The sequence below is a fragment of the uncultured Sphingomonas sp. genome (genome assembly GCF_913062585.1).
Classification (GTDB): domain Bacteria; phylum Pseudomonadota; class Alphaproteobacteria; order Sphingomonadales; family Sphingomonadaceae; genus Sphingomonas.
In genome coordinates this window covers 1-12,622 of record NZ_CAJXWX010000004.1, presented here as the reverse complement: position 1 = coordinate 12,622, position 12,622 = coordinate 1, and the positions used below count along the sequence as shown (strand labels likewise).

10 protein-coding genes are annotated in these 12,622 nt (G+C 68.5%); 6 read left to right on the top strand and 4 right to left on the bottom strand.

The window, feature by feature from the left end:
• The first annotated feature begins 68 nt into the window (after positions 1 to 68).
• Positions 69 to 1,427, top strand: a complete 1,359-nt coding sequence (gene mgtE / locus QZ546_RS04625; RefSeq protein ID WP_294235285.1) for a magnesium transporter — start codon at positions 69 to 71, stop codon at positions 1,425 to 1,427.
• 133 nt (positions 1,428 to 1,560) lie between these two features.
• Here mgtE and QZ546_RS04620 read toward each other — a convergent pair whose 3' ends face one another.
• Together QZ546_RS04620 and QZ546_RS04615 are read right to left on the bottom strand one after the other, a co-directional pair.
• On the bottom strand, positions 1,561 to 2,415 hold the full coding sequence (locus tag QZ546_RS04620; protein WP_294235283.1) for a glycoside hydrolase family 16 protein: 855 nt from the start codon (positions 2,413 to 2,415) through the stop codon (positions 1,561 to 1,563).
• Between the two features lie 68 nt (positions 2,416 to 2,483).
• Positions 2,484 to 3,287 carry an SDR family oxidoreductase gene (locus tag QZ546_RS04615; RefSeq protein ID WP_294235541.1) on the bottom strand — a complete coding sequence of 268 codons (804 nt, stop codon included), beginning with the start codon at positions 3,285 to 3,287 and terminating at the stop codon, positions 2,484 to 2,486.
• A gap of 179 nt (positions 3,288 to 3,466) precedes the next feature.
• Between QZ546_RS04615 and QZ546_RS04610 the strand changes: the two genes are divergently transcribed.
• Both QZ546_RS04610 and mgrA read left to right on the top strand, forming a co-directional pair.
• Entirely contained in the window at positions 3,467 to 6,652 is a 3,186-nt protein-coding gene (locus QZ546_RS04610) for a TRCF domain-containing protein (protein ID WP_294235281.1), read from the top strand.
• A gap of 77 nt (positions 6,653 to 6,729) precedes the next feature.
• Entirely contained in the window at positions 6,730 to 7,806 is a 1,077-nt protein-coding gene (gene mgrA, locus QZ546_RS04605) for an L-glyceraldehyde 3-phosphate reductase (protein WP_294235279.1), read from the top strand.
• 66 nt (positions 7,807 to 7,872) lie between these two features.
• Here mgrA and QZ546_RS04600 read toward each other — a convergent pair whose 3' ends face one another.
• Complete coding sequence (locus QZ546_RS04600) at positions 7,873 to 8,745, bottom strand: hypothetical protein (protein WP_294235277.1); 873 nt, start codon at positions 8,743 to 8,745, stop codon at positions 7,873 to 7,875.
• Positions 8,746 to 8,811: 66 nt separating this feature from the next.
• Entirely contained in the window at positions 8,812 to 10,086 is a 1,275-nt protein-coding gene (locus tag QZ546_RS04595) for a S8 family serine peptidase (protein ID WP_294235274.1), read from the bottom strand.
• 86 nt (positions 10,087 to 10,172) lie between these two features.
• Here QZ546_RS04595 and QZ546_RS04590 point away from each other — a divergent pair, with 86 nt between their 5' ends.
• The 3 genes from QZ546_RS04590 (at position 10,173) to QZ546_RS04580 (ending at position 12,488) form a co-directional block, all read left to right on the top strand.
• On the top strand, positions 10,173 to 10,658 hold the full coding sequence (locus tag QZ546_RS04590; RefSeq protein WP_294235272.1) for a sigma-70 family RNA polymerase sigma factor: 486 nt from the start codon (positions 10,173 to 10,175) through the stop codon (positions 10,656 to 10,658).
• Entirely contained in the window at positions 10,655 to 11,362 is a 708-nt protein-coding gene (locus tag QZ546_RS04585) for an anti-sigma factor (RefSeq protein WP_294235270.1), read from the top strand. Before QZ546_RS04590 ends, QZ546_RS04585 begins: the two co-directional genes overlap by 4 nt.
• Before the next feature lie 109 nt (positions 11,363 to 11,471).
• On the top strand, positions 11,472 to 12,488 hold the full coding sequence (locus QZ546_RS04580) for an LLM class flavin-dependent oxidoreductase (RefSeq protein ID WP_294235268.1): 1,017 nt from the start codon (positions 11,472 to 11,474) through the stop codon (positions 12,486 to 12,488).
• Positions 12,489 to 12,622 lie beyond the last annotated feature (134 nt).

The window sequence follows — 12,622 nt, the reverse complement described above, 5'->3', positions numbered from 1 at the left end:
GGGGTCGTCCGCTAGTTTCGCGAAACTGGCTTTCGTCCGCCCCGGGTCGTGCGGACGAAAGGTTTGAAATGGTCAACGATCTGATTGCCGGTGTCACCGCCGGTTTCCGTTCCTCCCGACGCGGCCTGTCCATCGCCGATCTCGTCGATACGCTCCAGTCGCTGCCCATCGAGGAAGCGGCCGATGCCCTGACGCAAATGCCCGACGCCCGCGCCGTCGCCGTGCTCGACAGCCCGGAACTGCGCTGTGCCGCCGATATCCTGTCGCGCCTGGCCCCGGCCCGCGCGGTCGCGCTGCTGTCGCAAATGTCGGAGGACCGCGCCGCCGACGTGCTGTCCGACATGGAGGAGGAGGACGCCGCCGCGCTGCGCGCCGGGCTGCCCGCCCCCGTGCGCGCCTCGATCGAAACATTGCTGCGTTGGCCACCGGACAGCGCGGGCGGTATGATGACGACGGAATATGTCGCCACCTCCGCCGACGCGACGGTTGCCGAGGTGCTGGCGCATATCCGCACCGTCGAGCGCAGCCGGGAAACCGTCTATTCGGTCTTCCTGCTCGAGCCGCAGGGGCGGCTGGTCGCCACCGTCTCGCTGCGCCAACTGATCGCCGCCGAGCCGGAATCACCCGCGATCGATCTGGCACGAGGCCATGACCCGATCACCGTCGCGCCGACCACCGACCGCGAGGAGGTCGCGCATCTGATCCGCCGCCACGACCTGCTCGCGCTGCCGGTCGTCGACGAACAGGGCTGCCCGATGGGCATCGTCACCGTCGACGACGTGCTCGACGCGCTGGTCGCCGCGCATACCGAGGACACGCAGAAGTTCGGCGGCGTCGAGGCGCTGGACGATCCCTATCTGGAAACCGGCTTCCTTGCGATGATCCGCAAGCGTGCCGGGTGGCTGAGCATCCTGTTCTTCTCGGAAATGCTGACCGCCAGCGCGATGCAGCATTTCGAGAGCGAACTGGAGCGTGCGGTCGTGCTGACCCTGTTCATCCCGCTCATCATGAGCTCGGGCGGCAATAGCGGCAGCCAGGCGACCTCGCTGATCATCCGCGCGCTGGCGCTTGGCCAGGTGCGCCTGCGTGACTGGTGGCGCGTGGCCCTGCGCGAACTGCCCGCGGGGCTGACGTTGGGCGCGATCCTGGGTGTGCTGGGGATGGCGCGGATCACGCTGTGGCAGACGCTGGGCTTTTACGACTATGGCCCGCACTGGGTCTTGGTCGCGACCACGGTCGGCACCGGACTGGTCGGCATCGTCACCTTCGGCTCGCTGACGGGCTCGATGCTGCCCTTCGTCCTGCAACGGCTGGGCTTCGACCCGGCAAGCGCATCGGCACCGTTCGTCGCGACGCTGGTCGATGTCACCGGGCTGGTGATCTATTTCTCCATCGCACTGGCGATCCTATCGGGAACGTTGCTCTAAATTCTCTCCGATACGGGGAGGTGGCAGGGCAAAGCCCTGACGGAGGGGGAGTTCCACAAAGGCTGCACCTTGCGGCGGCTCCCCCTCCACCACCGCTGCGCGGCGGTCCCCCTCCCCGTTCCGGGGAGGATCGTCACCGCTTCCAATAGCGTACGTAATCGACCTTCATCACCTGCGGCAGGGCGGTGTCGTCGATGCCCTTCTGCCCGCCCCAGTCTCCCCCGACCGCCAGGTTCAGGATCAGCGAATAGGGCCGGGTGAAGGGCCAGGCCGCCGCGCCGCCCGGCTGGTCGTTCTTCACGCGCATATAACCACGTCCGTCGACGCCGATGGTGATCGTGTCGGGCGTCCAGTCCAGCTGATAGAGGTGATAGGCGCTGCACGCCCCCGTGATCCGCGTCTGCGCACCGCGCTGGGTCTTCAGCCGGTGGTTGAACAGCGCCGAATGAACCGTCGCGTGGATGACATCGGGATCGTAGCCGACCATCTCCATGACGTCGATCTCGCCGCCATCGGGCCAGCGCGAGCCGTCCATCGGGAGCAGCCAGATGGCGGGCCACATGCCCCGTCCGCAGGGCAGCTGTGCGCGTACCTCGTAGAAACCATATCCCAGCGTCTGTTTGGTCACCAGCTTGGCCGAGGTATAGAGCTGCCCGCCCCAATCGGGTTCGTCGCGCGGCGCTTCCTTGCGGGCCTCTATCACCAGCGCGCCCTGCTCGACCCGCGCATTGGAACGATCCGGTCCGGCATAATATTCGAGTTCGTGATTGGGCCAGCCCTTGCGGTTCTGGCTGACATCCCAACGCCAGCGCGTCGGGTCGATGGTCTTGGAAAACTCGTCGCCGAAGGTCGGGCGCGAACGCGGTGCGGCCATCGCTCCGTCATAGGCATAGTTGGTGGCACCCAGCGACGGGGCCTCCACCTGTTGCGCGGACACCCCCGTCGCCAGCATGGCCGCGCCCGCCAACCACCAAGCCATTCGTTTCATTGCCATCCTCTCAATCTGGTTAGGACAGCATAGCGCCCGAGACGGCCCGTCGCCAAGCCGGGCAAGGCTCAGCCCGCGATGGTGGCCACCGATCCGGAGTCGACGCGGATGCCCGCTCCGTTGATGAAGCTCGCCCGCTCCGACACCAGGAACGCCACGGCGGCCGCCACTTCCTCGGGCTTGCCGCGACGCTTGAGGACCATGCCGGGGCGTTCCTCGTCCAGGAAACTGTCGATCGCCTCGTCGAAGCTGACGCCTTTCTCCTCGGCGCGCTTCTCCATCATCTTGTCTGTCATCGGGGTGGCGATAAACGCCGGGGAGACGGTGTTTACCAGCACATTATCGCCGCCATAGGCCTTGGACAAACCCTTGGCGAGGCTGAGGATGCCCGCCTTCGCCGCGCAATAGGGGAGTTCGTCGACATAGGGCTGCACCGCGTCTTCCGAGGCGAACAGGACGATCCGGCCCCAGCCCTTCTTCCGCATCGCCGGGATGGCCTCACGGCACATGCGCACCGCCCCCATCAGGTCGATGTCGAGCGTCTCCAGCCAGCCCTTGTCGTCCGTCTCCAGGAAATCGCCGGTCGCCCCCGTAACCCCGGCGGCGTTCACGTAAATGTCCGGATCGCCCAGCCGTTCGCGCACGTCCGCCCAGAGCCGGCGGACCTCGTCCAGCCGGGTGACGTCGCCCGTCACCGCGATGACCTCGCCGAACGGTGTCAGTTCCTCGACCGCCTGATCGAGCGAACCGCCCGGCTTGTCGGTCAGCGCGACCCGCACGCCCGCCTCCAGCAACAGCCGGGCGGTCTCCTTACCCATGCCGGAGTCCGCACCGCTGATCAGCGCGACGCGCCCCTCGATACCCAGATCCATCATCTTTCTCCCAGAAATCTCGCCAGGACCGGCGCCGGTGCAGCCATGCGGATCCGTCAGCCCGACCCACAAGCGCCGAAGCCGGATAGGGTTCCCAGCATAAGTCTTTGATCCCATGCGGAACGGTGGCGCGACCCACCCGTTCGACAAGCCCGCCTTCCCACCGGAGTGATCGCCGCTTGCGAACCTTGTCCGAGGCCGAAATCGCCACCCTTCCCCCGTCCGGGGACGCGCACCACGCGCCGCTCGGCCTGGCCGAACTGGCGGCCGGGGCAGCGGAGATACTCGCGCGCGCCGACATCATCCTGGCCGTCACCGACGAAACCCGCGCGCTGGCCGTCGCCCGGATGCTGGGCGCCATTATGCCCGATGCGACGATACTCTTCTGCCCAGGCTCGGATGCCCTGCCCGGCGACCAGGCCCCCGCCTCGCCCGCCAATGTCGGCCAGCGCGTGTCCGCCCTCCACCGGCTCCGCGTTGCCCTTCAGAGCAGGAAGCGTGGGCGGATCGCACTGGTGACGTCCGGCGAGGCACTGGCCCGCGCCCTGCCGCCACCCGAAACATTCGCCGCCGAACCGCCCTGTGTCGTGCGCGGCGAGGTCTGCGATCTGGCACAGCTGCACGCGACGCTGCTCGACCTGGGCTATATCGCGGACGAGCGGGTCGACGAACCGGGCGAGGTCGCGCTGCGCGGACAGGTGCTCGACATCTTCCCCGCCGACGCGGAGAACCCGCTGCGCATCGAGGTGGCGGACGGCCATATCACGGCGATCCGATCCTATGATTCCGCCGACCAGCGCAGCACCGGCGAGGTCGAGCGACGCGAACTCGGCCGCGTCGCCCAACCCTCCGTGGGAACAGAGCCCACCAGCCTGCTCGATCACATGCCCGGTGCCTGCGTTATCATCGAACCGGCCGCGGACGAGCGCCGTCGTCGGCTTTTGCTGCTCAGTGCCGATGTCGCCAAACGGGGATCGAAACGCGCTACCCGCGACATGATCGGCGACGGTCCGTGGCAAAAGGCGTTGAAGGGGCGAGAGACCGCAACCATCCGACGCATCGCCGAGCCGCCGCCACGTTTCGTGGAGCAGCCCAGACCGCTACGCGACTTCGCCTCTGCCGCGCGGGCGGCGATGAGGAAGGGCGACCGCGTCGTCCTGATCGGCGGCGAGCGCGACCTGCGTTTTCTGGGGCGGCGGGTCGACCATGTCCTCAAGACCACCGCCCGGCGCGTCCTGCACTGGCGGGACGTGGCAGCGGCGAAGCCGGGCGAGGTTCTGACCCTCGCCGCGCCCGCCGAACGCGGCTTCGTGCGCGACGGCGTGCTGGCGGTCAGCGCGGCCGATTTGCTGGGCAGCCGTGCCGAACGGGAGGACGGAGCGGCACGGACGGTCGACCTCTCGCTGATGCAGACGGCCGAGATACGGGTCGGCGATACCGTCATCCATGAGGATCACGGGATTGCCACCGTCCTGGGGCTGGAAACGGTCGAGACGCAGGACGGTGTTTCCGGCGACGCGATCAGGCTGGAATATGCCCGGTCCGCCACCCGGCTGGTCCCGATCGCCGATGCCGACCGGCTATGGCGCTATGGCGGCGAGGACGACGCGGTCCGGCTGGACACGCTGGACGGACGGAGCTGGCAGGACCGCCGTCGCGGCATCGACGAGGCCATTGCCCAAACCGCGCGCCAGCTGACCGAACTGGCTGCCGCGCGGGCCGAGCGCCACGCCCCCGTCCTCGACCCGCCCGTGGCCGATTACGAACGCTTTGCCGCCGGTTTCCCGTTCAGCGAAACCCCCGACCAGCTGACCGCGATCTCGGCCGTGCGGGCCGACCTGGCGTCCGGTCGACCGATGGATCGACTGATCGTCGGCGATGTCGGCTTCGGCAAGACAGAGGTCGCCCTGCGCGCCGCCGCCGTCGCGGCGCTGGCCGGGCGCCAGGTCGCAGTCGCCGCGCCGACCACGGTACTCGCCCGCCAGCATCTGGAGAGCTTCACCGCCCGCTTCGCCGATAGCGGCATCGCGGTCGCCGGGTTGTCGCGACTGTCGACCGCCGTCGAGAAACGCCGCGTCAAGGCCGGCCTCGCCGATGGCAGCATCCGCATCGTGATCGGCACCGGCGCGGTGGCGGCCAAGGGCATTCGCTACCATGATCTGGCGCTGGTCATCATCGACGAGGAACAACGTTTCGGCGCGGCCGACAAGGCCCGGCTTCAGTCGCTGTCCGAGACCCATGTCCTGACCATGACCGCCACGCCCATTCCCCGTACGCTGCAATCGGCGCTGGTCGGCCTGCGGCAATTGTCGGTCATCGCCACGCCGCCCGCGCGGCGGCAGCCGATCCGGACGGCCGTATCGACCTTCGCACCGGAGACGCTGCGCGCCGCATTGCTGCGGGAACGCTCGCGCGGTGGGCAGAGCTTCGTCGTCGTGCCGCGCATCGCCGATATGGCACCGCTGGCCGAAACGCTCGCCCGGGTGGTGCCCGAGCTGGAGGTGATGCAGGCGCATGGCAAGCTGCCGGCGGCCGAGATCGACGACGTGATGGTCCGTTTCGGCCGGGGCGATGGCGACGTGCTGCTGGCCACCAACATCATCGAAGCGGGGCTGGACGTGCCGCGCGCCAATACGATGGCGATCGTCCATGCCGACCGGTTCGGCCTGTCCCAGCTGCACCAGCTGCGCGGGCGGGTCGGCCGGGGCCATCGCCGGGGGCAGGTGCTGCTGTTCGCCAAGGGCGAAGACGCCATCGCGCCGCGCACCCTGAAGCGGCTGCGCACCCTGGAGGCGTTCGACCGGCTGGGCGCGGGCTTCGCGATCAGCGCACGCGACCTGGACATGCGCGGCGCGGGCGACCTGCTGGGCGATACGCAAGCCGGGCATATGCGGCTGATCGGCGTCGAACTGTACCAGCAATTGCTGGAGGACGCGCTGCGCACCGCACGCGGCGAGACGGTCGAACGCTGGACGCCCGAGCTATCCCTGGGTCTCGAAGGCCGTCTGCCCCCCGCATGGATCCCCGACGAGGATCTGCGCCTGTCGCTCTACGCCCGGCTCGGCCGCCTGCGCGATCAGGCGGCGCTCGATGCGTTCGAGGAGGAGTTGGAGGACCGCTTCGGCGAATTGCCCGCAGAGGCGAACACGCTGCTGACCCTTGCCCGGCTGCGCCAGCGGATGCGGGCGCTCGGCATCGCGCGGATCGACGCCGGCCCCGCCGCCATCGCCTTCACGCCCCATGGTCGCGGGGACGATCTCGGCGCGATCGAGGGGCTGGAGGAAAAGGACGGGCGCTATCTGCTGAAGGAACGCCATGACGATCCGGCCGCGCGGCTGGACCGGCTGGCGATGCTGCTCGGCTGAGCGCGTCTTGACCCAGGCGATTGGCGAGCGCGCGGTCGGCGCGTAGACATCGTCGCCAATCTGAGAGGAACCGAGCCATGCCCTTCCCCGCCCCCTATGTCGCTGACCCCGCGCGCTATGACGATCGTATGCCCTATCGCCGCACGGGGCGCAGCGGGCTGCGGCTACCCGCGATCAGCCTGGGCCTGTGGCAGAATTTCGGCGGTACGGACGTGTTCGAGACGGGACGCGCGGTGCTGCGTCGCGCCTTCGACCGCGGCGTCACCCATTTCGATCTCGCGAACAATTACGGGCCGCCTTATGGTTCGGCGGAGGAGAATTTCGGGCGCGTGCTGGCCAGCGACTTTGCGGCGCACCGCGACGAGCTGATCCTGTCGACCAAGGCGGGCTGGGACATGTGGCCCGGACCTTATGGCGATGTCGGCTCGTCGAAGAAATATCTGATCGCCAGCTGTGACCAGAGCCTGAAGCGGATGGGCGTCGATTATGTCGACATCTTCTATTCGCACCGCGTCGACCCCACCACGCCGCTGGAGGAGACGATGGGCGCGCTGGTCCAGCTGCACCGGCAGGGCAAGGCGCTCTATGTCGGCATCTCCTCCTATGATGCCGGACTGACCCGCCGTGCCGCCGCTATTCTGGCGGAGGAAAAAGTGCCGCTGTTCATCCATCAGCCGAGCTATTCGATCCTGAACCGCTGGATCGAGCGCGACCTGCTGGCCACGCTGGAGGAGCTGGGCACGGGCTGCATCGCCTTCTCGCCGCTGGCGCAAGGGATGCTGACGTCGAAATATCTGGACGGCGTGCCGCAGGATGCGCGCGCCAGCCGGGGCGGATCGCTGTCGCAATCGCTGCTGACCGAGCAGAATCTGGCTGCCATCCGGCGGCTGAACGCCATTGCCGAGGCACGCGGCCAGACCCTGGCGCAGATGGCGATCGCCTGGGCCCTGCGCGATCCGCGCGTGACCTCCGCGCTGATCGGCGCGCGCACGGTCGAGCAGTTGGACGACTCGCTTGACGCGGTCGAACGGCTCGACTTCACCGCCGGGGAACTGTCCGCGATCGACCAGGCGGCTGAGGATGGCGGCATCAACCTGTGGGCTGAATCCTCCGACATCGCCGAGCTGCCCGCCGCGCAGGGCAAACCGGCTTAGCACCCGAACGCGACGATGCGCCCGACCCGTAAGGGCCGGACGCATCGCGTTCGAGGGAGGCCCGGCTTACTTCGCCGCGCTGCTCACCTGGCCCTGTCCCATGGCCGAGACGAGGGCGCTGCCCGAACCAGAGAAATTGGCGGCGGGCAGGTTGGCGACCCGGTTGCCGACCTTGACCAGCACCCGCTCGACCGCGCCCTGGGCGTTGGTGCGCACCGACTGGACCGCGCCGATCGTCCGGCCCTGCGCATCGGTGACGGCCATGCCCGGGTTCACCGGAAAGGCACCGCCGCCTGCCGCACCGCTACCGGCCAGCGCCAGATTGCCCGCCAGCGAACCGTTTCCGGCGCCCGTCGACAGCGTGCCCGAGGCTGCTCCGTTCGCGGACCCCGCCGTATTGCCACCGACATTGGCCGCACGCTCGGCGACACTCCCGACCGCACCGCGAGCCCGGTTGGCCACCGCTCCGGCGGTATCGCGCGTCCGCTGGGCGACGTTGCCGACGGCATTCACACCGCGACCGGCCGCATCACGCACCGCGTCGGTCCCGACCAGCTGCGCATCGATGCCGCCGCCCACCGAGCCCGAGGCCGAACCGTTCGCACCGCCCGACTGGCGACCGATGCGGGTCGCGCTGTCCACCGCCGAGTCACCCGAGGCATTGCCCGAGGCACTCACCTGGCCCCGGCGAAGGTCGACATTGCGATCGCCGCGGACCGAACCCCGCGTGCGGGTCGCACCTTCGGTCGCGATCCGGCCCTGCTGCGTCGCACCCTCAAGCGAACCCGTCGCCGCGCCGGTCATGCCGCCAGTAACGCTACCGAGCTGACCGCCCAGGCCGCCGCCCAGACCGCCGCCGCCAAGAAGCTGCGCCGAAGCGGGCGATGCGACCAGAGCAACGGCAAGGATCGCGGTGCCAGACAGAAACTTCTTCATCATCGTTCTCCTTAACTTCTGTCGGGACAACGATGGGTGCTGCGGATTTAATCCCGGATTTTTGCGATTTTATTGAACCACGGTGCGGCAATCACCGCAAACCATTCCACGGCCTATGTTTTTTTCCGCACCTTTCAGACCCGCACGGCGCGCTTCGGCGTCGATTTTGGCCAGGGCGGCGCGAATTTGGTCGGGTACCGGCGTAGGATAGACCGCCGCGATCCGCCCGGCGACCAGCGGGGCGGCAAAGGACGTACCGCGCACCGCGAAACGCCGACCGCCCACGCCCGCCGCCAGCATGTCCGCCGCCGGCGCGACATAGTCGAGGTGCGAGGCACGCCCCGCCTCGATCAGTGGCCGGTTGCGCCGATCGACGCCGCTGACCGCGATCACGCCAGGATAGGACGCCGGATAGGCGGGCGGCGAGGCCGGGCCGTTATTGCCCACCGCCGCGACGATGATCGTCCCGCGCGCCTGTGCCGCTGCTACGACGCGCGCGAGCAGGGGATTGGATGGCCCGACCAGGCTGATCGTCACGACCGGCACGCGCACGCCGACCAGCCAGCCCAGCGCCTTGGCGATGGCGGTGGCGTTGCCGCCCGCCGGGTCCGTTCCATAGACATCGGCCGACGCGATCCGTGCGCCGGGCAGCGCACCGCGAATGCCGTTGCCGCCGGCTATCAACGACGCGACAGCGGTGCCATGATCGTTAGGACGCGGCGCGCCGCTGGCGAACCCTCGTACCATCGCCGCGCCCTCGACGCCGCCATCGATGACGCCGACCATCGTGTCCGAGCGTGCCGCCTCAGCCGTCATATAGGGGGCGCCGGTCTCGATCCCGCCGCTCGCCAGGTGGAGCTGATCCGCGCTGACCTCGCCCCCCAGCCTGCGCAGCTGGTCCAGTGCCTTTTTCAACGACAGGCCCTGCGGCACCCTGAGCCGGACAAAGCCGACACCCAGGACATCGTCCCGTTCGATGACGCCGTAACCTGCTTTGGTGGCCTCGGCGATCAGCATATCGCTCGGCGCATCGACCACCACCTCCCCGGCACGCGCGGGGAAACCCTGTGGGTCGAGGGCGATCGCATCCGGATGATCGTGGACAAGCTGCGCGAAGGTCTGTCGACGCAGCGTCTCCAGTCGGGCCGCCGTGGCGCGGGCAAGCCCGTCGACCGGCTCCAGCAGAGAGGGTGCCTTGGGCAGCCCGAGAGACGATAGCACGCCGCCCGGCGACGGCAGGTTCGGCAGGCCACCGCCCAGCTGAGCATGGACGACGCCCGCCCCGCCGCCGATCGCGGCGACGGTGGCCAGCAGCGTCAGGTAGCGGCGTGCCCCCCACTTCATCCTCGGTCTCCCATTGCCAAAAATCGTGCTGACATGGATTAAACGCTTCTCGTCATCCGTTTCATCCCCGCAAGAAGGAAATTGGCTTGGCCGCGTTCGAGAATGAGTTGTTGGCGCTGCTCCCGCGATTGCGGCGGTTCGCGCGATCGCTCACCCATGATGCCGCGGATGCCGACGATCTCTGCCAGGTCGCGATCGAAAAGGCGCTGGTGGCGCAGGGTTCGTGGCAGGTCGGGACGAGATTGGATAGCTGGATGTACCGGATCATGCGCAACGCCTGGATCGATACCGCCCGCTCGCGGCGCCGGGCGGCGGAAACCTTCGTCGCCGAGGAGGCGGGCATGGCCATCGGTGCCGAAGGCAATGCCGAGGCGCGTGTGGCGCTCGGCGAGGTCGATGCCGCGATGCGCGCCCTGCCCGCCGAGCAGCGCGAGGCGGTGGCCCTCGTGCTGGTCGAGGGGCTGGCCTATAAGGAAGCGGCCGAGATACTGGACATCCCGATGGGAACCCTGACCTCGCGGCTGGTGCGCGGGCGACAGGCACTGATGGCGCGGCTGGGAGAAGCGGCATGACGATCGAACCCGAACTGCTGATGGGCTATGCCGACAATGCGCTCGATCCGCTGACGACGAAGCGGGTGGAGCGGGCCATCGCAGCGGACCCCGCCCTGGCCGAAGAGGTCGCACGGCATCGGCGCCTGAAGGTGAAGCTCGCCCAGGCCTATGCCCCGCTGGCGGAAGAATCGGTTCCCGATCGCCTGGCCGCCCTGCTGACCGGCACCAGCAACATCGTGCCGATGCCGGTGCGCCCTGCCCGCCCTGCCTCGCGCTTTTCGCTGCCGTCCTGGCAATCGGCGGCGGCGATGGCGGCGTGTCTGGTCGTCGGGGTGGTGGTCGGCCAGCGTGTCGACCAGGGCCCGGTCGCCGCGACGAACCACGGCCTCTACGCCGCCGGATCGCTGGCACGCGCGCTGGACGACCAGGCGAGCGGCGGCAGCGGGCCGGTCCGTGTCGCGGTCAGCTTCCGTGCGCAGGACAATGGCTTTTGCCGGGTGTTCCAATCGGCACAAGCCGACGGCATTGCCTGTCGCGACCCCAAGGGCTGGGCGCTCCGCCGCACCATGCCCGGTACCGCGCCGGTGGCCAGCGGCGGCGGCTATGCCCAAGCCGGATCGTCCGATGCCGAACTGATGGCGGCGGCGCAGGACATGATGGCCGACATGCCGCTCGACGCGGCAGGCGAAAAGGCCGCAATCGCGAAGGACTGGCAGAACTAGGCGCTCGCGCCCGGCCTTCCCAAGCGGCTGGCCGGGCGGTGCTTTTCGGAAAGCGAGTGTTTCCGCGCGGCCGGGTGTACCGATCCCGCATTCGCCCTATCTTGGCGGGATGAAAAAGATCGGTTTCCTGTCGTTCGGCCATTGGTCGCCCTCGCCCCAGTCCGCCACGCGTTCGGCGCAGGACGTGCTGCTCCAGTCGATCGACCTGGCCGTCGCCGCCGAGGAGCTGGGTGCCGACGGCGCCTATTTCCGCGTCCACCACTTCGCGCAGCAGCTCGCCTCGCCCTTTCCGCTGCTTGCCGCAGTGGGTGCGAAGACCTCGCGGATCGAGATCGGCACCGGCGTCATCGACATGCGCTACGAGAACCCCTTCTATATGGTCGAGGATGCGGGATCGGCCGATCTGATCAGCGGTGGGCGGCTGCAACTCGGGATCAGCCGTGGGTCGCCCGAGCAAGTGATCGAGGGCTGGCGGCATTTCGGCTATGGCCCCGCCCAGGGTGAGACGGATGCGGACATGGGGCGGCGCCATGCCGAGGTGTTCCTGCACCTGTTGAAGGGCCAGGGCTTCGCCAAGCCCAATCCGCGCCCGATGTTCCACAACCCGCCCGGCCTGTTGCGGCTGGAGCCGCATTCGGCGGGCCTGCGCGACCGTATCTGGTGGGGCTCCGCCTCCGACGCGACCGCGATCTGGGCGGCCAGGCAGGGCATGAACCTGCAAAGCTCGACCCTGAAGGCCGACGAGAGCGGTGAGCCCTTCCATGTCCAGCAGGCCCGGCAGATTCGCGCCTATCGCGACGCCTGGATGGCGGCCGGCCATAGCCGGACCCCGCGCGTCTCGGTTTCCCGCTCGATCTTTGCGCTGACCACCGATCAGGACCGCGCCTATTTCGGGCGCGACGACAGCGCCGATCAGGTCGGGATCATCGACGATATGCGCGCGGTCTTCGGCCGTTCCTATGCCGCCGAGCCCGTACGCCTGATCGAACAGCTGCGTGGCGACGAGGCGATCGCGGAGGCGGACACGCTGCTGCTGACCGTCCCCAACCAGCTTGGGGTCGATTACAACGCCCATGTGATCGAGAACATCCTGACGCACATCGCGCCTGCACTCGGCTGGCGATGACGCGAAGCACGGGCCTCGACCACGGTCGGGGCCTGAATCTCTGGCGATGTCGATGAAGAAAATGGCGCGCCCGGAACGATTCGAACGTCCGACCCTCAGATTCGTAGTCTGATGCTCTATCCAGCTGAGCTACG